Source organism: Cupriavidus sp. 2KB_3 (assembly GCF_052115685.1).
Lineage (GTDB): Bacteria > Pseudomonadota > Gammaproteobacteria > Burkholderiales > Burkholderiaceae > Cupriavidus > Cupriavidus campinensis.
Map to the genome: position 1 here is coordinate 40,463 of NZ_JBFRHD010000022.1, position 21,179 is coordinate 61,641.

Here is a 21,179-nt window from a genome sequence, read left to right on the forward strand (position 1 = left end):
GACTTTGGTAACACCGGTTAACACCCCGACACAAAGTGGTGCAGCGCAATACACCAAGCGGTGGTAGTATCGCGTTATTAAAATTTGCGCCCAATAGCTTTTTATAATGTGGGCCACCTAAGAGATTGAGGCTGTCATGCTCAAACAGCGCACCATCAAATCCCTGGTGAAGACGGTTGGCATCGGTTTGCACTCGGGTCGCAAAGTGACGCTGACCCTGCGACCGGCCCCCGTCGACGCAGGTATCGTGTTCACCCGTGTCGATCTGCCGGAACCGGTGGAGATCCCCGTGGCCGCCAGCGCCATTGGCGACACGCGTCTGGCGTCCGTGCTCCAGAAAAACGGCGCGCGCGTCTCGACCGTGGAACACCTGATGTCGGCCTGCGCTGGCCTGGGTATCGACAATCTCTACGTGGACGTGGATGCCGAGGAAATCCCGATCATGGACGGCAGCGCAGCGTCGTTCGTGTTCCTGCTGCAGTCGGCGGGGATCGAGGAGCAGTCGGCGGCCAAGCGTTTCATCCGCGTGAAGCGCGCCGTGGAAGTGCGTGACGGCGACAAGCTGGCCCGCCTGGAGCCGTATTTCGGCTTCAAGCTCTCGTTCACGATCGACTTCCGTCATCCGGCCGTCGACAAGACCGGCCAGGTGTTCTCGATCGATTTCGCAGACACGAGCTACGTGCGCGAGATCGCCCGGGCCCGTACCTTCGGTTTCGCCCACGAGGTGGAAGCGCTGCGCGAGATGGGCCTGGCTCGTGGCGGCAGCCTGGACAACGCCATCGTGCTGGACGAGCACCGCATGCTGAACAACGAGGAACTGCGCTACGGCGACGAGTTCGTGCGCCACAAGATCCTCGATGCGATTGGCGACCTGTACGTGGTCGGCCATCCGCTGATCGGCGCCTACGTGGCCAACAAGTCCGGCCACGGCTTGAACAACCAGCTGCTGCGCGCGCTGCTGGCGGACCAGGAAGCGTACGAAATCGTGACCTTCGACAAGCTGGAGGAAGCGCCCACCGCCTTCCTGCCGCAGGTGCAGCCGGCGTTTGCCTGAGCATCCGCCCACCGGCGCAAACGACAACGGCCTCCCTTGGGAGGCCGTTTCTATTTAGTACGGCGGCGTCAGCGGTTGCGATGCCGCGCCAGCAGCGCCTCCACCGCTTCCTTCAGCGGCGAGGATTCCAGGCTTTGCGCCAGTTGATCCATGCTGGTCAGTCCCAACGGCGGCAGGTTGGCCGTGCGCGGCTGCCGCGTGACCGGGCCAGTGTCCCAATCCCCGCGCCCGACCTCAGGTTGTACCCGTACCCGGATTGCGGTAACCTGCGAGCCCCGCTGTTGCAGCCGGGTAAGCAGGGTCGGCACCACTTGCCGCACCCGCGCGGCCGCCGCGCCATGCGCGGCCAGCAACAGCAATGTCGCTTCCGGCTGCGGGCCCCGGTTGTCATGTTTGACACCGGCCACGGCGATCCCGTCCTGCAGGCCACGTGGCAGGAGCGACAGGACTTCCGCTTCCAGTGACGCCAGTTCGCGCGCCGTCTGCATCAGCGCCGAAACCGGCCCGGATTTGGTCAGCCAATCGTTGAGTGGCTTGGCAACCGGCGTCTGGAGAGCGTGGTGAGTGAACATGCGCATGCGCGCATTCTAGCGCGCAATCCTGGCCACCGAGAGCCGGGATGCCACGCCCGCATGCGCGACGAGGCCGGTCGGCCTCTTTTTGTCGGCGAAGGGGTAGGTCATGCAAATCATCGTGCTGCATCCGCGCGCGCCGCGGGTGTTCCGTCTTCAGCTCACGCCGCTGCGCGCCGGGCTGCTTGCCATCGTGGTGTGCCTGCTCGTGGCCGCCGCATCATCCGCGATCACCTGGTATGTCGCCCGTGCCCAGCCGGGCGGCGAGGCCTCCGGGCAGGCGCGCGACAACGCCTACCTGCGCGCCAACCTTGCCGTGCTGGCCGCCCGCGTCGGCGAGCTCCAGGCCCAGATGGTCCGGCTCGATGCGCTCGGCGAGCGCGTGTCCGGGCTGGCCGGCATCGCCCCCCAGGACTTCGACTTCCGCCATCGCCCGGCCCGGGGCGGCCCCGCCGCCGCCGAGCGATCCACCGCGCTGACGCTGCCCGACCTGCGCGACGAACTGGCGCGGCTTGGCAAGCAGGCCGAACATCGCGTGGATTTCTTTGATGTGATCGAAGGGGCGCTCATCGACCGCCAACTGCGCGAGCGCCGCACGCCGAGCGTGATGCCGGTGGCGGTAGGCTACGATGGTTCGAGCTTCGGCACCCGCATCGATCCGTTCTTGGGCCGGCGCACCCGGCACGACGGCGTGGATTTCGTCGCCCCACCCGGCACGCCGATCGTCGCGGCGGCCGGCGGGGTGGTCGTGGCGGCCGAGTGGCACCCCGAGTACGGCAACATGATCGACATCGACCATGGCAACGGGCTCAAGACCCGCTACGCGCATGCGTCGAAATCACTGGTGAAGGTGGGCGATCTGGTCCGCGCCGGGCAGGAGGTGGCGCGCGTGGGCAGCACGGGCCGGTCCACCGGCGCGCATCTGCACTTCGAGGTCCATGTCAACGGCGTGCCGCGTAACCCGATCGGGTTCCTGACCGCCGCCGCGCCGAACCCGGCCCCGGCACCGGCGATTGCCACGGCGCCCGCGCCGACCGATCGCACCGCCATCCGCTAACGGCGCGGAACATTGAAGGCGGCGGGATAGTCCCAACCTGTCGAAGGTGATCTGGCGGCTGTTGCGCCAGCGCAGAAGGAGCCCGTTTGGGCCCCGGCCACGACACCGCCACATGATAAACTCGGCGTTTTGCGCCAATCCACCCATTCCTCGCCGTCGTCCAAGCCGTATCCGGGCCGCGCGCGCAGGGGAAAGCACTCGATGATCACGGGCCTTCTCAAGAAAGTCTTCGGCAGCCGCAACGAACGGCTGATCAAACAATATCGCGGCATGGTCGCGAAGATCAACGCGCTCGAGCCGAAATTCGAACAGCTTTCGGATGACGACCTGCGCGGCATGACCGAGACCTTCCGCCAGCGCCATGCGGGCGGGGAGTCGCTCGAGGCGCTGCTGCCGGAGGCGTTCGCTGTCTGCCGCGAGGCCAGCAAGCGCGTCATGAAGATGCGCCACTTCGACGTGCAGCTGATCGGCGGCATGGTCCTGAACGACAACAAGATCGCCGAAATGCGTACCGGCGAGGGCAAGACGCTGACCGCCACGCTGGCCGTGTACCTCAATGCCATTACCGGCAAGGGCGTGCACGTGGTGACCGTGAACGACTACCTGGCCCAGCGCGATGCCGAGTGGATGGGCCGCCTGTACAACTTCCTCGGGCTGTCGGTGGGGGTCAACCTCTCGCAGATGCCCCATGACGAGAAGCAGCGTGCCTATAACGCCGACATCACCTACGGCACGAACAACGAGTTCGGCTTCGACTACCTGCGCGACAACATGGTCTACGACCCGTCGCAGCGCGTGCAGCGCCCGCTGCACTACGCGATCGTCGACGAAGTGGACTCGATCCTGATCGATGAGGCGCGTACGCCGCTGATCATCTCGGGCCAGGCCGAGAACCAGACCGACCTCTACCAGCGCATGAACGGCATTCCCAAGCTGCTCGTGCGCCAGATCGGCGAGGAAAAGGCCGACGGCACCGGCGTGGAGACGCCGGGCGACTACTACGTGGACGAGAAGGGCCATCAGGTCTACCTGACCGAGGCCGGCCACGAGAAGGCGGAAGAGATCCTGGCCCAGCAGGGCCTGATCGGCGAGGGCGAATCGCTCTACGCGCCGCAGAACATCACGCTGATGCACCACCTGTACGCGGCCCTGCGCGCGCACAGCCTGTTCCACCGCGACCAGCACTACGTGGTGCAGAACGACGAAGTGGTGATCGTCGATGAATTCACGGGCCGTCTGATGACGGGCCGCCGCTGGTCCGACGGCCTGCATCAGGCCGTGGAAGCCAAGGAAGGCGTGACGGTCCAGCAGGAAAACCAGACGCTGGCGACCATCACCTTCCAGAACTACTTCCGCATGTACGAGAAGCTGGCCGGCATGACCGGCACGGCGGACACGGAAGCGTACGAATTCCAGGAAATCTACGGCCTCGAGGTCGTGGTGATCCCGACCAACCGCCAGGCCCAGCGCAAGGACCTGCAGGACCAGATCTACAAGACGTCGAAGGAACGCTACGACGCCGTGGTGCGCGACATCCGCGACTGCTACGAGCGTGGCCAGCCGGTGCTGGTGGGCACGACGTCGATCGAGACGTCCGAGTACCTGTCGGACCTGCTGAACAAGGAAAAGCTGCCCCACCAGGTGCTGAACGCCAAGCAGCACGAGCGCGAGGCCGAGATCGTGGCCCAGGCGGGCCGCCCCAAGATGATCACGATCGCCACGAACATGGCCGGTCGCGGTACCGACATCGTGCTGGGCGGCAATGTGGAGAAGCAGGCCGGCTTCATCGAGATCGACGCAAGCCTGTCGGATGCCGACAAGGCCGCCCGCATCACCCAGCTCAAGGACGAATGGCAGTCGCTGCACGACCAGGTCAAGGCGGCCGGCGGCCTGCATATCGTCGGCACCGAGCGCCATGAGTCGCGCCGGATCGACAACCAGCTGCGTGGCCGTGCCGGCCGCCAGGGCGACCCAGGTTCGTCGCGCTTCTACCTGTCGCTGGACGACCAGCTGCTGCGTATCTTTGCCGGCGACCGCGTGCGCGCGATCATGGAACGGCTGAAGATGCCCGAAGGCGAGCCGATCGAGGCCGGCATCGTCACGCGCTCGATCGAATCGGCGCAGCGCAAGGTGGAAGGCCGCAACTTCGACATCCGCAAGCAGTTGCTCCAGTACGATGACGTGGCCAACGACCAGCGCAAGGAGATCTACAAGCTCCGCAACGACGTGCTGGAATCCAACGACGTCGGCGAGATGGTGGGCAACCTGCGCGAGAGCGTGCTGGTGGAACTGTTCCGCGACCACGTGCCGGCCGAGACCATGGAAGAGCAGTGGGACATCGCCAGCCTGGAAGCGCGCCTGCGCGACGATTGGGGCCTGGACGTGCCGCTGGCCAAGACCATCGAGGGCGCCCAGAGCATCGAGGACGAGGAACTGCTGAACCTGGTGATGACCACGGCGCGCGAAACCTACGACGCCAAGGTCAACCAGGTGGGCCGGGAATCGTTCGCGGGCTTCGAGCGCTCGGTCATGCTGCAAAGCATCGACACGCACTGGCGCGAGCATCTGGCCGCGCTGGACCATCTGCGCCAGGGCATCCACCTGCGCGGCTATGCGCAGAAGGACCCGAAGCAGGAGTACAAGCGCGAGTCGTTCGAACTGTTCGCGCGCCTGCTGGACGTGATCAAGAGCGAAGTCACCCGCGTGATCTTCAATGTGCAGATCCAGTCGCCGGAGCAGCTCGAGCAGGCTTCGGAGCAGATCGAGGAAGGGCTGGCGCACCTGGAGAACGTGCAATACAAGCACGACGAGTTTGCCGAACGCGCCGAGCCGGTGGAAGACGCCTCGCTGGCGCGCCGCGGTACCGCGCAGGCTGCCATGGCCGCGATGGGCGCGGACGTGGCGGTGGCCGGCATGCCGAAGGTGGGCCGTAACGATCCGTGCCCGTGCGGCTCGGGCAAGAAGTTCAAGCAGTGCCACGGCAAGCTTAGCTGAGCCGGGGACCCTCTCCCTCTCCCGCGACATCGTCCGGGAGAGGGAAGTCACAGACCGCACAATGCCCGCGCAAGCGGGCATATTTGTCAGATGCAACCAAGGAGCCGCACATGCCCGTGAACCTGCCGCTGCCCCAGGCAGAGAATTTGAAATCCGTTGCCGGCGTGGAGCTGGGTTGGGCCGAAGCGGGCATCCGCAAGGCCAATCGCAAGGATGTGCTCGTGGTCCGCGTGGCCGAGGGCAGCACCGTGGCCGGCGTGTTCACGCAGAACCGCTTCTGCGCCGCGCCGGTGCAGGTCTGCCGCGAGCACCTGGCCACGGGCCCGGGCATCCGCGCGCTGGTGGTCAACACCGGCAATGCCAACGCCGGCACCGGCGAGCCGGGCCTGAAGGCCGCGCGCGCCACGTGCGACGCGCTGGCCGCCCAGCTTGGCATCGCCGCCAACCAGGTGCTGCCGTTCTCGACCGGCGTGATCCTGGAGCAACTGCCGGTCGATCGCCTGACCGCCGCGCTGCCCGCCGCCATCGCCAATGCGCGCGCCGACAACTGGCTGGCCGCCGCCGAGTCGATCATGACCACCGACACGCAGCCCAAGGCCGCGTCGCGCACGGTGCAGATCGACGGCAAGACGGTCACGATGTCCGGCATCAGCAAGGGCGCCGGCATGATCCGCCCGAACATGGCGACCATGCTCGGCTTCATCGCGCTGGACGCCGCCGTGGCGCAGCCGGTGCTCCAGGCGCTGGTGTCGCACGCTGCCGACCACTCGTTCAACAGCATCACGATCGATGGCGATACGTCCACCAATGACTCGTTCGTGCTGATTGCCACGGGCAAGGCCGGGGTATCCATCGACCGCGCCGACGGCCCGGCCTTCGCCGCGCTGCGCGACGCCGTGACGTCGCTGGCGCAGGAACTGGCCCAGATGATCGTGCGCGACGGCGAGGGCGCCACCAAGCTGATGACGATTCGCGTGGAAGGGGGCAACAACGTGGCCGAATGCCGCCAGATCGCCTATGCGGTGGCGCACTCGCCGCTGGTCAAGACCGCGTTCTACGCCTCGGACCCCAACCTGGGCCGCATCCTGGCCGCCGTGGGCTACGCCGGCGTGAACGACCTTGATGTCGATCGCGTGAACCTGTGGCTCGATGACGTCTGGGTGGCCCGCGACGGCGGCCGCAACCCCGACTACCGCGAGGAAGACGGCCAGCGCGTGATGAAGCAGGCCGAGATCACCGTGCGCATCGCGCTGGGCCGCGGCAACGCCGAAGCCACCGTGTGGACCTGCGACCTCTCGCACGACTACGTGTCCATCAACGCCGACTATCGTTCGTAATTTCCTGAATTCGCCCCTGCCATGTCTGACCTTGCTGCCCGCCTCGATAGCTTTCTCGCCCGACTGGAACAATGGCTGCCGCCGCAACTGAGCGACGCGGACTGGCAGGAGGCGGTAGCGTTCCGCTGGCGCAAGCGTCAGAGCCTGTTCGGCAACATCGGCTATCTGCAGGCGATCAAGCAGCTTCCGCCGATCCATCTGGACGATCTCAAGAACATCGAGCGCCAGAAGGACGCCATCGTCGCCAATACGCGCCAGTTCGTGCAGAAGCTGCCGGCCAACAACGTGCTGCTGACCGGCGCGCGCGGTACCGGCAAGTCGTCGCTGATCAAGGCCTGCCTGAACGCGTATGTGAAGGAAGGGCTGCGGCTGGTGGAGGTGGACAAGGACGACCTGGGCGACCTCGGCGATATCGTCGAACAGCTGGCCCAGCGGCCCGAGCGCTTCGTGATCTTCTGCGATGACCTGTCGTTCGAGGACGGCGAGTCGGGCTACAAGTCGCTGAAGTCCGCGCTGGACGGCTCGGTGGCCGCCCAGTCGGACAACGTGCTGATCTACGCCACGTCCAACCGCCGCCACCTGCTGCCCGAGTACATGAAGGACAACGAGACCTACCAGCACACGGCCGATGGCGAAATCCATCCGGGCGAGGTGGTCGAGGAGAAGATCTCGCTGTCCGAGCGCTTTGGTCTGTGGCTGTCGTTTTACCCGCCCAAGCAGGACGAGTACCTGGCCATCGTCGGCCATTGGCTGGGGCACTTCGGCTGCAGCGCCGAGGACATTGCCGCCGCGCGTGGCGATGCGCTGGTCTGGGCGCTGGAGCGCGGTTCGCGCTCGGGCCGGGTGGCGTGGCAGTTCGCGCGCGACTGGGGCGGCAAGCACGGCAAGCCGTTCGTGGCCGACGTGGAACCCCAGGCATGAGCGGCGCTGGCACGGTGGTCTCCGCGGACGGCCAGGCGCGTCCGGTCACCGAGGTGGCCGTCGGCGTGCTGGTGCGGCCCGATGGCCGCTTCCTGCTGGCGCAGCGCCCGGCGGGCAAGCCGTACGAGGGCTACTGGGAATTCCCGGGCGGCAAGCTCGAGCCGGGCGAGACCGTCGAGGCCGCGCTGGCGCGCGAACTGCACGAGGAACTCGGCCTCGACGTCACGCGCAGCGAGCGCTGGCATACGCTCGAACATGACTACCCGCACGCCTATGTGCGGCTCTATTTCTGCAAGGTCACCGACTGGGTTGGCCAGCCGGTCGGCCGCGAAGGCCAGGCGTTCTCGTGGCAGTACGCCCCGGTCGATGTCGGCCCGCTATTGCCGGCGACGATCCCGGTCGTGGCATGGCTCGCGGAGGAGCGCCCCACGCCCTGAGTGGCCGCATGCCGGTCCCGTCGCCCCCGTCACCAGAAGCTGAACCATGAACACTGGAGGCCTAATGCAACGTGTCGACCGCATCGACGATGCCATCTCCCTGCCCGAGCTGACGCTGCGCGGCATCATCCTGGGCGCGCTGATCACCGTGGTGTTCACCGCGTCCAACATCTACCTCGGCCTGAAAGTCGGCCTGACCTTCTCCTCCGCCATTCCAGCCGCCGTGATCTCGATGGCCGTGCTGCGGCTGTTTCCAGGCGCCAATATCCTCGAGAACAACATGGTGCAGACGCAGGCGTCCGCCGCGGGCACCTTGTCGTCGATCATCTTCATCCTGCCAGGGCTGGTCATGCTCGGGCACTGGCAGGGCTTTCCGTTCTGGCAGACGCTGTCGATTTGCGCGGCGGGCGGCATGCTCGGCGTGATTTTCAGCATTCCGCTACGTCACGCGATGGTCGTGAAGAGCGATCTGCCGTATCCCGAAGGCGTCGCGGCGGCCGAGATCCTGCGCGTGGGCAGCGCCAGCCAGGCGCCCGGCGAGACCCGGCAGGCCACCGGACTGGCCGATCTGCTAGCCGGCGGCGTGGCGGCGGGCCTGTTCAGCTTCGCGGCGGGCGGGCTGCGCGTGCTGGCCGAAGGGGCCAATGCGTGGCTGGCTGCGGGCGCATCGGTGGTGCGGTTGTCGATGGGGTTCTCGCTGGCGTTGGTCGGCGCCGGGTATCTGGTCGGCATCGTCGGCGGGCTGGCCATGCTGCTGGGCCTCGTGCTTACCTGGGGCGTGGCCGTGCCATGGCTGACCGCGATCACGCCGATGCCGGCCGGGGCCACGCTGGCGAGCTTCGGTACCTCGGTCTGGAGCACGCAGGCACGCTTTATCGGTGCCGGCACCATCGGGATTGCCGCGATCTGGACGCTCGCCACGCTGTTCAAGCCGATGGTCGAGGGCGTGCGGGCGTCGATGGGCGCGCTGCGCGGGAACGGTAGCGGGCCAGGCGCGGCGCAGGGCGGCGAGATGCCCCGGACCCAGCGCGACCTGCCGGCGGTCTGGATCGGCGCCATCACGCTGGTGCTGCTGGCCGTGCTGGCGGTCACGTTTGGCCATTTCCTCGCCCCGTCGCCGCTCGATGCCGGCGCGATGTGGCGGCTGGTGGCCTGCGCCGTGCTGTTTGCCTTCGTGTTCGGCTTCCTGGTGGCGGCGGCCTGCGGCTATATGGCGGGGCTGGTCGGCTCGTCCGCCAGCCCGATCTCGGGCATCGGCATCATCGCCGTGATCCTGGTGTCGCTGCTGATCCTCGGCGTGGGCACGCTCGACGGGCTGATGGGCACGCCGGAAGGCGGCAAGTTCGCGATTGCGCTGGCCATCTTCACCACGTCGGCGGTAGTGGCGGTGGCGTCGATCGCCAACGACAACCTCCAGGATCTGAAGACGGGCTGGCTGGTCGGCGCTACGCCGTGGCGCCAGCAGGTGGCGTTGCTGATCGGCTGCGCCGTGGGCGCGGCGGTGATTCCGCCGGTGCTGGAGCTGCTCTATAACGCGTACGGCTTTGCCGGCGCGCTGCCCCGGGCCGACATGGACCCCGGCCAGGCACTCGCAGCGCCGCAGGCCACGCTGATGACGGCCATCGCCACGGGCATTTTCACGCACCAGCTGAACTGGACCATGATCCTGATCGGCGTGGCGCTGGGCGTGGTGCTGATTGCCATCGACGAGATGCTGCGCCGCCGGGGCGGCGTGGCGCGCCTGCCCGTGCTGGCGGTGGGCATCGGCATCTACCTGCCGCCGACCATCAGCTCCGCGCTGGTGGTGGGCGCGGTGCTGTCGTGGTGGCTGCTGCGGGCCGAGCGCCGCCGCGCCGAGGCGCGTGGCGATGACGTGACGCTGGCGGTGGCGCACGCCGAGCGGCGCGGCACGCTGCTGGCGTCGGGGCTGATCGTCGGGGAAAGCCTGGTCGGCGTGGCGCTGGCGGGCATCATCGGCCTGTCCGGCAAGGAGGCGCCGCTGGCGCTGGTCGACGCAGGGTTTGCCACCACGGCCGAGTGGCTGGGGCTGGCGGTCTTCGTGCTGGTCTGCGTGGGGTTTTGCCGGCGCGTGCTGACGGCGCGGTAGTCAGGAGAGGCCGGGCGGCGGGGCGCCGCTCAGTCGTCCTCGTCCTCGGGCAGGTCCGCCGAGGGCGTCTCGCCGGGCTTGCCGCCGATCACATACTTCTCGGCCGCCCAGGCGCCCAGGTCGATCTGCTTGCAGCGGTCGGAACAGAAGGGACGGAACTTGTTTTCCTGCACCCACGGCACATCCTTGCCGCAGGTGGGACATTTGACGACGGCTGGCATCGGGAAGACTTCAGAAATTGCAGAGCTTGAGCAGGAACGGGATGTCGGCATCGACCGAACGCGGTCGCATGTCGCCGTCCTGCTGGGTGAAACGGACCCAGAGCATGTACTTGTTGGCGCTCATCTCGGGGATGAAGGCCAGCAGCGAGTCGTCGAGGTAGACCTGCATCAGCTGGTAGCTGCGGCCGGACAGCATCTGCTGGTAGCTGCCCCCCGTGGCGATGACCTTGCCGCTCTGGCCGGACTCGCGCAGCAGCCGCAGCACGATCGACGTGCCCATGCGCAGCGACGTGAGCGGGCGCGCCCACTTGAGGATATCGGCCTGGCGGTCCTCGGCGGGACGGTGCTGCCACGCGAAGTAGGCCGGCAGGTCGAACTCGCAGGTGCCGCCCGGGATGATGGCGCGGCTGCGGATGCTCGTAAGCCACTCATTGTCGGCCAGCAGTTGGCCGGCCTTGCCCACGGTCTGGTTCAGCGCGGTAATGCCCTGTTCGATCTCGGCGATGACATTGGCCAGCGCGTCCTGGTCGATCTGCGGATTGGCGCGCAGCGGCGAGAGCGCCTGGCGCTGGCGCTCCAGTTCCTTGATCAGGTCGGTCTTGAGGTCGGCGCGGCCGGCCACGTCGATGATCTCGAAGATCGTCGTAATGGCCACGTGATGCTGCTGCGGGTGAACCTGCCCGAGGAAATAATCCAGCCGATCGAACAGGTCTTCCAGGCGCAGGAGCGTCCTGATGCGTTCGTTGAAAGGATATTCGTACAGGATCAAGGGAGGTATCCGTGCTGCGCGCCGAGGGGCCGGAAGCCGAAGGGCAGTTTCAATCGAGTGTCGGAGGTCGGCGGTCTGGCGGAACTTCGGAAAATCCGTCAGTTAGCACGCTTTTCCCGGCATGTTCAGCGCATTCTATGCGAGTCGCGCCCCGAGGACAAATGCAATCTGCCCGTGCGGCGTACTCGGGGCGTGCCTCGCTAGCCGGCGTACTGACGATACTGGGCGTCGAGCCTTGCCACCTGGGGCGCGAGGGCTTCTGGCGGGCCATCGTTGTCGATCACATCGTCGGCCACGGCCAGCCGTGCGGCGCGCGTGGCCTGCCGGGCCATGATCGCCAGCACCTGCGCGCGCGTGAAGCCGTTGCGCGCCATCACGCGGGCGATCTGGGTCTCTTCCTGGCAATCGACTACCAGCACGCGGCCCACGCGGGCGCGCCAGGTGCCGGATTCCACCAGCAGCGGCACCACATAGATCAGATACGGATGCTGGCCGCCCGCGCGGACGGCGGCGGCGCGGGACTCTGTCAGCGAACGGATCAGCGGATGGGTGATGCCCTCGAGCGTGGTCTTGGCCGTGGGGTCCGAGAAGACCAGGGCGCGCATGGCGTCGCGGTCCATGGCGCCGTCCGGCCGCAGGCAGCCGGGGCCGAACGCCGCCACGAGCGGGCCGATGGCGGCGCCGCCGGGCGCGGTGATTTCATGCGCGAGCAGGTCGGTGTCGATCAGCGCGGCGCCGCGTGCGGCAAACATGTCGGCAACGCGGGTCTTGCCGGAGCCGATGCCGCCCGTGAGTCCGATTTCCAGCATGGAGAAGCGTGTCGGTAGCGTGGAGGAATGGCGCCAACGATACCAGCTTTCCGGTCAGCGGCTGAAGGTTAGCCCAAGCGGCAGCACGTCGGCGCCGAAGAACAGCACGATCAGCCCTGCGCCGGCGATGAACGGCCCGAACGGGAACGGCGTCTCGCGGCCCTGGCGCCGCACGACCAGCAGCACGATGCCGAACATCGCGCCCACCACCGACGACAGCAGCACCAGCGCCGGCAGCGCCTGCCAGCCGAACCAGGCGCCCAGCGCGCCCATCAGCTTGAAGTCGCCATAACCCATGCCTTCCTTGCCGCGCAGGAGCTTGAACAGCCAGTAAATGCTCCACAGCAGCAGGTAGCCGGCGGCGGCGCCGATCACGGCATCGGCCAGTGGCGCGAAGGCGCCGTTCAGGTTCAGCAGCAGCCCCAGCCAGAGCAGGGGCAGCGTGATCTGGTCCGGCAGCAGCTGGGTGTCGGCGTCGATCATGGTCAGCGTGACCAGGCTCCAGACCATGACGATGGCGGCCAGCGCCTGCACGGTCGCGCCGAAATGCCACATCGCCAGCGCGCTCAGCACGGCCGTGGCCAGTTCCACCAGCGGATAGCGGATGCTGATCGGCGTCTTGCAGGCCGAGCATTTCCCGCGCAGGAACAGGTAACTGATCACCGGCACGTTTTCCCACGCGGCGATCTGGTGTCCGCAGTGCGGGCAGGCCGAGCGCGGCACCATGAGGTTGTAGCGGTCCGGGTGGGGCAGCGGTTCGTCTCGGAGTTCGGCCAGATAGTTGGCCTCGTCGTGCTCCATCATCCGGGGCAGGCGATGGATCACCACGTTGAGGAAACTGCCCACCAGCAGGCCCAGCAGGCCGGCCGCCACGACAAGCAACAGCGGCGGCACGGCTTCAAGCGCGGATACAGCCTGCATCGGTTACACCACCTGGCCCAGCTTGAAGATCGGCAGGTACATCGCCACCACCATGCCGCCAATCAGCACGCCCAGGATCACGATGATCAGCGGCTCGATCAGGCTGGAGATGGCTGCCACGGCGTCATCGACCTCGCGCTCGTAGAATTCCGCCACCTTGAGCAGCATGTTGTCCAGCGCGCCGGACTCCTCGCCGATCTGCGTCATCTGGAGCACCATGTTGTCGAACACGTGCGTGGCCTGCATCGCGTTGGTCAGGCTGGTACCGATCCGTACGGCCTGTTCGATTTCCCGCGTGGCATCGTAATACAGCCAGTTACCGGCGGCGCCGGCCACGGATTCCATCGACTCCACCAGCGGCGTGCCGGCGGCGAACATCGTGGCCAGCGTGCGGGTCCAGCGTGCGATCACGGCCTTGCGGAACAGGCTGCCGAAGATCGGCAGCTTCAGCAGCGCCTTGTCGTGCCAGCGCTGGACCTTTTCGGAGGTCTTGCGCGCCCGGAGGTAGAAGATGATCGAGGCAATCGGTATCCCGATCACCAGATACCAGTACGTGACGAAGAAGTCGGACATGTTGATCACGACCATCGTCGGCGCAGGCAGGGCGGCGCCGAAGCTCGAGAACACGCCCTTGAACGCCGGAATCACGAACAGCATCAGCACCACGGTCACGGCGAAGGCCACGCAGAGCACCGAGATCGGATAGATCATCGCGGACTTGATCTGGCTCTTCAGCGCGATGGTCTTTTCCATGTAGAGCGAAAGGCGCTCCAGCAGGGCATCGAGAATACCGCCCTGCTCACCGGCATCGATCAGGTTGCAGTACAGCGTGTCGAAGTACTTCGGCTGGCGCCGGAACGCCGTGGCCATGCTGCTGCCGGCCTCGATGTCGAAGCGGATGTCGGACAGCAGTTGGGTGAAATTGGGGTTGGCGTGGCCGCGCGCAATGATGTCGATCGATTGCAGCAGCGGAATGCCGGCCTTGAGCATGGTCGAGAGCTGGCGCGTGAAGTACGCAATGTCCTTCTCGGTGATCTTCTTGCCGCGCGCCGCCTTGCGCTTCTTCATCTTGACGACGGTCAGCCCCTGCTTGCGCAGCGTGGCGACGACCTCCGCCTGGCTTTCGGCCCGTTGCTCGCCCTTGAAGGCCTTGCCCTTGCGGTCCTTGGCTTCCCACTCGAAGATGTATTGCGTGGGCGCCTTCCGCCCTGATTTGGCCCGCGACGGCGCTGCCGTCCGGGCGCCCGCCGCTGGTGCGCGCGTCGCCATGATTTGACCCCCGACTAATGTCTATTGACTATTGTTTTACGTATTGGTGGTCGCCAGCACTTCTTCGAGTGACGTGACGCCCTGTTTGACCTTGAGCAGGCCAGATTCCCGCAAAGATAGCACGCCGTCCCGGCGCGCCTGCTCGGCGATTTGCAGCGCCGTGCCGTGCGACAGAATGATCTGCTGCATGGCTTCCGTAATCGGCATGACCTGGTAAATACCGCAGCGGCCCTTGTAGCCGCTGCCATTGCAGCGCTCGCAGCCCACCGGGTGGTAGGGCTGCCAGCTGCCGTCGGTGTCGGCCTCGGTGAAGCCGGCGTCGAGCAGGGCCGGCTTGGGAATGTCGCCCGCACGCTTGCAGGTGCAGAGCCGGCGCGCCAGCCGCTGCGCCGTGATCATCAGCACCGACGACGCGATGTTGAACGGCGCCACGCCCATGTTCATCAGGCGCGTGAGCGTGGTCGGGGCGTCGTTGGTGTGCAGCGTGGAGAGCACCAGGTGGCCCGTCTGGGCGGCCTTGATCGAGATATCGGCGGTTTCCAGGTCGCGGATTTCGCCGACCATGATGATGTCCGGATCCTGGCGCAGGAACGACTTCAGCGCCGCCGCGAAGGTCAGGCCGGCCTTGTCGTTCACGTTCACCTGGTTGATGCCGGGCAGCTGGATTTCCGCCGGATCCTCGGCCGTGGAGATATTGATGTCGCCCTGGTTCAGCATGTTCAGGAACGTATAGAGCGACACCGTCTTGCCGCTGCCGGTGGGGCCGGTGACCAGCACCATCCCGTACGGCCGCTTGATCACCTCCAGCAGCAGCGCCTTCTGCGCCGGCTCGTAGCCGAGCTGGTCGATGTCCAGCTTGTCGGACGAGGATTCCAGAATCCGCATCACGATCTTCTCGCCGAACAGCGTAGGCAGCGTGGAGACACGGAAGTCGATCGCCTTCTCGATGACTTCCTTGGCGTCCTTGTCCTTGGGCAGCGAGAGCAGCAGCTTCATGCGGCCGTCCTGCGGCACGCGCTTTTCCGAGATGTCCAGGCGCGACAGCACCTTGATCCGGGTGGCGATCTTGTCGCGGATGTCGAGCGGCGGACGCGCCACTTCCTGCAGCACGCCGTCCACGCGGAATCGCACGCGGTAGAAGAACTCGAAGGGTTCGAAGTGCAAGTCCGATGCGCCGCGCTGGAATGCCTCGGTCAGCAGCTTCTGGAGGAAGCGCACCACGGGGGCATCGTCGATTTCGTTGCCCGGCGTGCCCTTGCGGGCGCCGGCCGCAGCGGCCACCGGGTCGTACTCGATCATCTTGGTGGCGGTGGGCGTCACGGGGGAGATGTTCTTCATCGTCCCGAGCGCCTCGCCGGCGGCGCGCACGTGCTTCATCAGCTTGTCGTGCTCCACCACCACGGTTTCCACCGGCAGGTTGAACTTCTGCTTGATGGCGTCCACGCCGGCCTGGTTGGTCGGGTCGGACAGCGCCACGATGAGCCGGTTCTCACGGCGGCCCAGTGGCAGCAGGCGGTGGGCGTGGAATTCGCGGTTGCCGGCCAGCGCGGGCGGCACGCGGTTGAGGTTGTACTGGGCCAGGTCCAGCAGCGGCAGCTGGTACTTGTCGGCGGCGAAGATGGCCACGTCATGGGCAGACATGGTGCCGCTGCCGATGATCTCGTCAATCAGCTGCGACTTTTTCTCCCGGGCCGATTGCTCTAGCTGCGCGAGTAGCGCGGGGGCGATCCGTCGGCTCTGGGCGAGCGCAAGGCCTAGTGTCATGGCGAAATACGAGCGATAAGCGCACGATCGGATGAAGCCGGCCGGCGGCGCGTTTGACTGCGGCGGGATCGGGTGCAAAGGGTCCCGGACCGGGGCAGTTTGCCGTCGGGGTCACTTTTTGTAAAGCGACGGGGCGGGCGCGTTGGCGTTTGCGCGACACGTCCGCAACCCTACTTGCGCGGGGGAGGGAGAAGGGGGCGGGAAACGAAAAAAGCCGCACATTGCTGTGCGGCTTTTTCGTGGACGTCACGCGAAGCATGACATCGAAATCTGGTCGGGGTGAGAGGATTCGAACCTCCGGCCTCTACGTCCCGAACGTAGCGCTCTACCAGGCTAAGCTACACCCCGATTTCTTGGTACTGCTAGGGTTTTTTCGCGCTGACTTGTCGGTTCGTTGTTACGACTGACGTTGCAGCGAGAAAGCACACAAGTGTATCAGCGTTTCCTTCAGTTGGGAAGAGGGAAATTGCATTGCTGCCTTTTCCGCGGCTTCCGCTTCGCGCTGGGCGGCGGCGAACGTCACCTCCAGTGCGCCGCTGGCGTGGATGGCCGAGAAGACTGCATCAAAGTGTTCCGTGCCGCCCTGGACGATGGCCTCGCGTGCGAGTTCGCGCTGTTCCGCCGTGCCGTGCTCGAGCAGGTGCAGCAGCGGCAGCGTGGGCTTGCCCTCGCGCAGGTCGTCGCCGGCGTTCTTGCCCATCTGCTCGGCGCTGGCCGTGTAGTCGAGCATGTCGTCGATCAGCTGGAATGCCGTGCCGATGCGGCGGCCGTACTCGGCTGCTGCGGCTTCCATGGCGGGGTCCGCGCCGGCCAGCACCGCGCCCAGTTCCGCGGAGGCTTCGAACAGCTTGGCGGTCTTGTAGCGGATGACCTGGAGGTAGCGCTCCACGGTCACGTCCGGGTCGTGCATGTTCAGCAGTTGCAGGACCTCGCCCTCGGCAATCACGTTGGTTGCATTGGAGAGGATCTCCATGATGCGCATGCTGCCGGCTTCCACCATCATCTGGAAGGCGCGCGAATAGAGGAAGTCGCCCACCAGCACGCTGGCCGCGTTGCCGAACACCGCGTTGGCGGTCTGGCGGCCACGGCGCAACTCGGATTCGTCCACCACGTCGTCGTGGAGCAGCGTGGCGGTGTGGATGAACTCCACCACCGCAGCAAGTTCGTGATGGCGATGGCCGTCGTAGCCGAACGCGCGCGCCGAAAGCAGCAGGATGACCGGACGCAGCCGTTTGCCGCCAGCACCGATGATGTATTCGCCGATCTGCTCGATCAGGGGTACTTCAGAGGACAGGCGGCGCCGGATGACGGCATCGACGGCGCGCATGTCGGCAGCGACCGGGGCAAGCAAGGCAGTGGCGGAAGACTGGGACAAGATGGAATCACCGGTTCGCAAAACCGGAGGATTATATGCGATCGCGGTGTCGCCATGGCCGCTGGCATGCGGCCGGAGCGGCCCGGAAGGGGCGGCGCCTCTCTATAATGACGGCATGAACAAGGTCCCTGCCTCCCGTCGGCAGGTCCGCCGCACTGCCTGGTGGGTGGCGTTTGCCGCCCTTGCCGGGTTCCTGCTCGCCGACCTGACCTGACCCGCACCCCCGGCGCGAAGTGCGCCAGTCGCCGCTGCGCAACGCTCCGGCGGGCTATCTATTTGTTTCCGTTGGCTTTTCTTTGACCTTTCCGTAGCACGCCCTTTGCGCTTTCTGGAAAACTGGTCTACAATCGCCGGTTCCTTCGGTTGGTTTGCGCTGTATACGGGTGAATCGCCGGACGGCAAAGCAGCAAGTCGGCGCACGAAACGGCGCCGGTCCCGTGAGATACCGGGGCAGCATTCAACGTTTCATTCACATCGAGAGGTTCGACAATGTACGCGGTCGTAAAAACCGGCGGCAAGCAATACAAGGTTGCTGCTGGCGAAAAACTTAAAGTAGAACAGATACCGGCAGACATTGGCGCAGAAATCACGCTGGACCAGGTGCTCGCAGTGGGCGCCGGCGACCAAATCAAGTTTGGTACGCCGCTGGTGAGCGGGGCTTCCGTCAAGGCTACCGTGATCTCCCAAGGTCGTCACGACAAGGTGAAGATCTTCAAGATGCGCCGTCGCAAGCACTACCAGAAGCGCCAGGGCCATCGTCAGAATTACACCGAACTGCGCATCGAAGCCATCGTTGCCTGAGCATTGCTCGGACATCAGGCATTCAACGCAATCAGGTAAACAGGAGTTAAGACATGGCACAGAAAAAAGGCGGCGGTTCCACGCGGAACGGCCGTGATTCGGAATCGAAGCGTCTGGGCGTGAAGGTGTACGGTGGCCAGGCCATCAACGCCGGCGGCATCATCGTTCGCCAACGCGGCACCCGCGTGCACGCTGGTGACAACGTGGGTATCGGCAAGGACCACACCCTGTTCGCACTGGTGGACGGTCACGTGCAGTTCGCCGTCAAGGGCGCTGCCAAGAAGCAGCAAGTCAGCGTCGTTCCGGCGGCCTGATAACAGCCTTTGCAGCCCGAAGGCCCCGCAACACTTGCGGGGCCTTTTCATTTCTGGCATGAATAAAGCCGGCCCGATCCATCTGGGAAGACCAATATGAAGTTCATCGACGAAGCCCGAATCGAGGCGATTGCCGGCAATGGCGGCAACGGGAGTGCGTCGTTCCGGCGCGAGAAGTTTGTGCCCTTCGGTGGCCCCGATGGCGGTGACGGCGGGCGGGGCGGCAGCGTGTTCGCGCAGGCCGACCGCAATATCAATACCCTGATCGACTACCGCTATTCCAAGAAGCACGTGGCGCGTAACGGCGAGAACGGCCGTGGCTCGGACTGCTACGGCGCTGCCGGCGAGGACGTCACGCTGCGCATGCCGGTCGGCACGCTGATCATGGACATGGACACCGGCGAGGTCATCGCCGACCTGACCGAGCACGGCCAGACCGTGTGCCTGGCCGAAGGCGGCATGGGCGGCTGGGGCAACCTCCACTTCAAGTCGAGTACCAACCGTGCGCCGCGCCAGCAGGTGGACGGCAAGCCCGGCGAGCGCCGCATGCTGCGGCTCGAACTCAAGGTGCTGGCCGATGTGGGCCTGCTCGGCATGCCGAACGCGGGCAAGTCGACGTTCATCTCGCATATCTCGAACGCGCGGCCCAAGGTGGCCGACTATCCGTTCACGACGCTGCATCCGAACCTGGGCGTGGTCCGCGTGGATCACGAGCAGTCGTTCGTGGTGGCGGACATCCCCGGCCTGATCGAAGGCGCCGCCGAAGGCGCCGGGCTGGGCCACCAGTTCCTGCGCCACCTCCAGCGCACAGGGCTCTTGCTTCACATTGTGGACATCGCCCCGTTCGACGAGAACGTCGATCCGGTGGCGGAGGCGCGCGCCATCGTCAATGAACTGAAGAAGTACGACGAAACGCTGTACGAGAAGCCGCGCTGGCTCGTGCTGAACAAGCTCGACGTGGTGCCCGATGAAGAGCGTGCTGCGCGCGTGAAGGACTTCGTCAAGCGCTACAAGTGGAAGGGACCGGTATTCCACATTTCGGCGCTGACCGGCGAGGGATGCCGCGAGCTGATCTATGCGATCAAGGACCACCTGGCCGCGATCAAGGCCGAAGAGGCCGCCGCGCTGGCCGAGCCCGACATCCGCCTGGACGACCGCCTGCACAACGTGGCGCCCGATGCCGGCGCCGGCGATCAAGGCAACCAGGCCTGACGCCTTGCGGCGAGGGCCAGCCAGCACCGCAAAATAACCAGAACACCCCCGGCACCCGGAGACAGGATCCTCGCCATGCAATCGGTTATCGCCCAGGCAAAACGCATCGTCGTCAAGGTAGGCTCGAGCCTGGTCACCAATGATGGGAAGGGGCTGGACCACGACGCCATCGCGCGCTGGGCGGCCCAGATCGCCAAGCTGCGCGGCGCCGGCAAGGAGGTGGTGCTGGTCAGCTCCGGCGCCATCGCCGAGGGCATGCAGCGCCTGGGCTGGGTGCGCCGGCCCAAGGAAATCCACGAATTGCAGGCCGCCGCCGCCGTTGGGCAGATGGGGCTGGCCCAGGTCTATGAGAGTCAGTTCGGGCGCTATGGCATCCGCACCGCCCAGGTGCTGCTGACCCACGCCGACCTGGCCGATCGCGAGCGCTACCTGAACGCGCGCTCCACGCTGCTGACGCTGCTCTCGCTCGGCGTGGTGCCGATCATCAACGAGAACGACACGGTCGTGACCGACGAAATCAAGTTCGGCGACAACGACACGCTGGGCGCGCTCGTCACCAACCTGATCGAAGGCGATGCGCTGGTCATCCTGACCGACCAGCGCGGGCTGTACTCCGCCGATCCGCGCAAGGACCCGAACGCCACCTTCGTGGACGAGGCGCTGGCCGGTACGCCGGAGCTGGAAGCCATGGCGGGCGGCGCCGGGTCGTCAATCGGCCGGGGGGGCATGCTGACCAAGATTCTGGCGGCCAAGCGCGCGGCGAAGTCCGGCGCGCACACCACCATCGCCTCGGGCCGCGAGGCCGACGTGCTGGGCCGGCTGGCCGAAGGCGAGGCCATCGGCACCCAGTTGCTGGCGCCGACGGGCCGCCTGACCGCGCGGAAGCAGTGGATGGCAGATCACTTGCAGTTGCGTGGCCGGGTGGTCATCGACACTGGCGCAGTGGAGAAGCTGACCAGCGGCGGCAAGTCGCTGCTGCCGATTGGCGTGGTGGAAGTGCAGGGCGAATTTGCGCGTGGCGAGGTCATCGCCTGCGTGAGCCCGGCCGGCCATGAGGTGGCGCGCGGCATCACCAATTATTCGAGCGCCGAGGCGCGGCTGATTGCCCGCAAGCCGTCGTCCGAGATCGAATCGGTGCTGGGCCACCTGAACGAGCCGGAGCTGATTCACCGGGACAACCTCGTACTCGTCTGATTTCAACGAGGCCTGAAGCAAAACAAGGCAAGACCAAGCAAAACGGCGAGG

19 protein-coding genes and 1 tRNA gene are annotated in these 21,179 nt (G+C 66.1%); 11 read left to right on the forward strand and 9 right to left on the reverse strand.

The annotated features are described in order from the left end of the window. The first annotated feature begins 136 nt into the window (after positions 1-136). Positions 137-1,054, forward strand: a complete 918-nt coding sequence (lpxC, locus tag AB4120_RS22065) for a UDP-3-O-acyl-N-acetylglucosamine deacetylase (protein ID WP_441642828.1) — start codon at positions 137-139, stop codon at positions 1,052-1,054. 68 nt (positions 1,055-1,122) lie between these two features. Here the strand turns inward: lpxC and AB4120_RS22070 are convergent, their stop codons facing one another. Then, positions 1,123-1,632: a DciA family protein gene (locus AB4120_RS22070; RefSeq protein WP_149137361.1), complete on the reverse strand. Its 510-nt coding sequence runs from the start codon at positions 1,630-1,632 to the stop codon at positions 1,123-1,125. A 103-nt stretch (positions 1,633-1,735) separates the two neighbouring features. Between AB4120_RS22070 and AB4120_RS22075 the strand changes: the two genes are divergently transcribed. From AB4120_RS22075 to AB4120_RS22100, 6 genes are all read left to right on the forward strand, one after another. Then, positions 1,736-2,683 carry a M23 family metallopeptidase gene (locus AB4120_RS22075; protein WP_149137362.1) on the forward strand — a complete coding sequence of 316 codons (948 nt, stop codon included), beginning with the start codon at positions 1,736-1,738 and terminating at the stop codon, positions 2,681-2,683. 201 nt (positions 2,684-2,884) lie between these two features. Then, positions 2,885-5,677: a preprotein translocase subunit SecA gene (gene secA, locus AB4120_RS22080; protein WP_149137363.1), complete on the forward strand. Its 2,793-nt coding sequence runs from the start codon at positions 2,885-2,887 to the stop codon at positions 5,675-5,677. A gap of 110 nt (positions 5,678-5,787) precedes the next feature. Then, positions 5,788-7,014 carry a bifunctional glutamate N-acetyltransferase/amino-acid acetyltransferase ArgJ gene (gene argJ / locus AB4120_RS22085; protein WP_441642829.1) on the forward strand — a complete coding sequence of 409 codons (1,227 nt, stop codon included), beginning with the start codon at positions 5,788-5,790 and terminating at the stop codon, positions 7,012-7,014. 21 nt (positions 7,015-7,035) lie between these two features. Further along, positions 7,036-7,935, forward strand: a complete 900-nt coding sequence (locus tag AB4120_RS22090) for an ATP-binding protein (RefSeq protein WP_144201273.1) — start codon at positions 7,036-7,038, stop codon at positions 7,933-7,935. After that, positions 7,932-8,372 (forward strand): NUDIX domain-containing protein, encoded by a 441-nt coding sequence (locus tag AB4120_RS22095; RefSeq protein ID WP_149137364.1) that lies wholly within the window; start codon positions 7,932-7,934, stop codon positions 8,370-8,372. Before AB4120_RS22090 ends, AB4120_RS22095 begins: the two co-directional genes overlap by 4 nt. A gap of 64 nt (positions 8,373-8,436) precedes the next feature. Continuing rightward, on the forward strand, positions 8,437-10,479 hold the full coding sequence (locus AB4120_RS22100) for an OPT family oligopeptide transporter (RefSeq protein WP_149137365.1): 2,043 nt from the start codon (positions 8,437-8,439) through the stop codon (positions 10,477-10,479). 29 nt (positions 10,480-10,508) lie between these two features. Here the strand turns inward: AB4120_RS22100 and AB4120_RS22105 are convergent, their stop codons facing one another. From AB4120_RS22105 to ispB, 8 genes are all read right to left on the reverse strand, one after another. Continuing rightward, complete coding sequence (locus AB4120_RS22105) at positions 10,509-10,700, reverse strand: DNA gyrase inhibitor YacG (protein ID WP_144201279.1); 192 nt, start codon at positions 10,698-10,700, stop codon at positions 10,509-10,511. Positions 10,701-10,710: 10 nt separating this feature from the next. Continuing rightward, the gene (gene zapD / locus AB4120_RS22110; protein WP_144201281.1) at positions 10,711-11,469 is read right to left on the reverse strand and encodes a cell division protein ZapD; all 759 of its coding nucleotides are present in this window, start codon (positions 11,467-11,469) and stop codon (positions 10,711-10,713) included. Positions 11,470-11,669: 200 nt separating this feature from the next. After that, positions 11,670-12,278: a dephospho-CoA kinase gene (coaE, locus tag AB4120_RS22115; protein WP_441642830.1), complete on the reverse strand. Its 609-nt coding sequence runs from the start codon at positions 12,276-12,278 to the stop codon at positions 11,670-11,672. Between the two features lie 54 nt (positions 12,279-12,332). Further along, positions 12,333-13,199 (reverse strand): prepilin peptidase, encoded by an 867-nt coding sequence (locus tag AB4120_RS22120; RefSeq protein ID WP_149137367.1) that lies wholly within the window; start codon positions 13,197-13,199, stop codon positions 12,333-12,335. Between the two features lie 3 nt (positions 13,200-13,202). Beyond that, the gene (locus AB4120_RS22125) at positions 13,203-14,468 is read right to left on the reverse strand and encodes a type II secretion system F family protein (RefSeq protein ID WP_149137368.1); all 1,266 of its coding nucleotides are present in this window, start codon (positions 14,466-14,468) and stop codon (positions 13,203-13,205) included. Between the two features lie 36 nt (positions 14,469-14,504). Further along, positions 14,505-16,232, reverse strand: a complete 1,728-nt coding sequence (gene pilB, locus AB4120_RS22130; RefSeq protein WP_144201289.1) for a type IV-A pilus assembly ATPase PilB — start codon at positions 16,230-16,232, stop codon at positions 14,505-14,507. A gap of 271 nt (positions 16,233-16,503) precedes the next feature. Continuing rightward, positions 16,504-16,580: transfer RNA gene (locus AB4120_RS22135), tRNA-Pro, on the reverse strand. 49 nt (positions 16,581-16,629) lie between these two features. After that, entirely contained in the window at positions 16,630-17,559 is a 930-nt protein-coding gene (ispB, locus tag AB4120_RS22140; protein WP_149137370.1) for an octaprenyl diphosphate synthase, read from the reverse strand. A gap of 537 nt (positions 17,560-18,096) precedes the next feature. Here ispB and rplU point away from each other — a divergent pair. The 4 genes from rplU to proB all read left to right on the forward strand — a co-directional run bounded on the left by rplU (position 18,097) and on the right by proB (position 21,128). Beyond that, positions 18,097-18,408, forward strand: coding sequence for a 50S ribosomal protein L21 (rplU, locus tag AB4120_RS22145; RefSeq protein WP_006576525.1), 312 nt, complete (start codon positions 18,097-18,099; stop codon positions 18,406-18,408). Between the two features lie 53 nt (positions 18,409-18,461). Beyond that, on the forward strand, positions 18,462-18,722 hold the full coding sequence (rpmA, locus tag AB4120_RS22150) for a 50S ribosomal protein L27 (protein WP_061955320.1): 261 nt from the start codon (positions 18,462-18,464) through the stop codon (positions 18,720-18,722). 96 nt (positions 18,723-18,818) lie between these two features. Then, positions 18,819-19,934, forward strand: coding sequence for an Obg family GTPase CgtA (cgtA, locus tag AB4120_RS22155; protein WP_149137372.1), 1,116 nt, complete (start codon positions 18,819-18,821; stop codon positions 19,932-19,934). A 75-nt stretch (positions 19,935-20,009) separates the two neighbouring features. After that, the gene (gene proB, locus AB4120_RS22160) at positions 20,010-21,128 is read left to right on the forward strand and encodes a glutamate 5-kinase (RefSeq protein ID WP_441642831.1); all 1,119 of its coding nucleotides are present in this window, start codon (positions 20,010-20,012) and stop codon (positions 21,126-21,128) included. The last annotated feature ends 51 nt before the right edge of the window (positions 21,129-21,179 follow it).

What these genes read in the sequence shown, in the direction of transcription:
- AB4120_RS22125 (WP_149137368.1), bottom strand. Translation starts at nt 14,468, where the DNA reads ATGGCGACGCGCGCACCAGCGGCGGGCGCCCGGACGGCAGCGCCGTCG.
- argJ (WP_441642829.1), top strand. Translation starts at nt 5,788, where the DNA reads ATGCCCGTGAACCTGCCGCTGCCCCAGGCAGAGAATTTGAAATCCGTT.
- AB4120_RS22095 (WP_149137364.1), top strand. Translation starts at nt 7,932, where the DNA reads ATGAGCGGCGCTGGCACGGTGGTCTCCGCGGACGGCCAGGCGCGTCCG.
- lpxC (WP_441642828.1), top strand. Translation starts at nt 137, where the DNA reads ATGCTCAAACAGCGCACCATCAAATCCCTGGTGAAGACGGTTGGCATC.
- AB4120_RS22075 (WP_149137362.1), top strand. Translation starts at nt 1,736, where the DNA reads ATGCAAATCATCGTGCTGCATCCGCGCGCGCCGCGGGTGTTCCGTCTT.
- proB (WP_441642831.1), top strand. Translation starts at nt 20,010, where the DNA reads ATGCAATCGGTTATCGCCCAGGCAAAACGCATCGTCGTCAAGGTAGGC.
- rpmA (WP_061955320.1), top strand. Translation starts at nt 18,462, where the DNA reads ATGGCACAGAAAAAAGGCGGCGGTTCCACGCGGAACGGCCGTGATTCG.
- AB4120_RS22070 (WP_149137361.1), bottom strand. Translation starts at nt 1,632, where the DNA reads ATGCGCATGTTCACTCACCACGCTCTCCAGACGCCGGTTGCCAAGCCA.
- pilB (WP_144201289.1), bottom strand. Translation starts at nt 16,232, where the DNA reads ATGACACTAGGCCTTGCGCTCGCCCAGAGCCGACGGATCGCCCCCGCG.
- AB4120_RS22090 (WP_144201273.1), top strand. Translation starts at nt 7,036, where the DNA reads ATGTCTGACCTTGCTGCCCGCCTCGATAGCTTTCTCGCCCGACTGGAA.
- AB4120_RS22120 (WP_149137367.1), bottom strand. Translation starts at nt 13,199, where the DNA reads ATGCAGGCTGTATCCGCGCTTGAAGCCGTGCCGCCGCTGTTGCTTGTC.
- secA (WP_149137363.1), top strand. Translation starts at nt 2,885, where the DNA reads ATGATCACGGGCCTTCTCAAGAAAGTCTTCGGCAGCCGCAACGAACGG.
- rplU (WP_006576525.1), top strand. Translation starts at nt 18,097, where the DNA reads ATGTACGCGGTCGTAAAAACCGGCGGCAAGCAATACAAGGTTGCTGCT.
- AB4120_RS22100 (WP_149137365.1), top strand. Translation starts at nt 8,437, where the DNA reads ATGCAACGTGTCGACCGCATCGACGATGCCATCTCCCTGCCCGAGCTG.
- coaE (WP_441642830.1), bottom strand. Translation starts at nt 12,278, where the DNA reads ATGCTGGAAATCGGACTCACGGGCGGCATCGGCTCCGGCAAGACCCGC.
- cgtA (WP_149137372.1), top strand. Translation starts at nt 18,819, where the DNA reads ATGAAGTTCATCGACGAAGCCCGAATCGAGGCGATTGCCGGCAATGGC.
- ispB (WP_149137370.1), bottom strand. Translation starts at nt 17,559, where the DNA reads ATGCGCGCCGTCGATGCCGTCATCCGGCGCCGCCTGTCCTCTGAAGTA.
- AB4120_RS22105 (WP_144201279.1), bottom strand. Translation starts at nt 10,700, where the DNA reads ATGCCAGCCGTCGTCAAATGTCCCACCTGCGGCAAGGATGTGCCGTGG.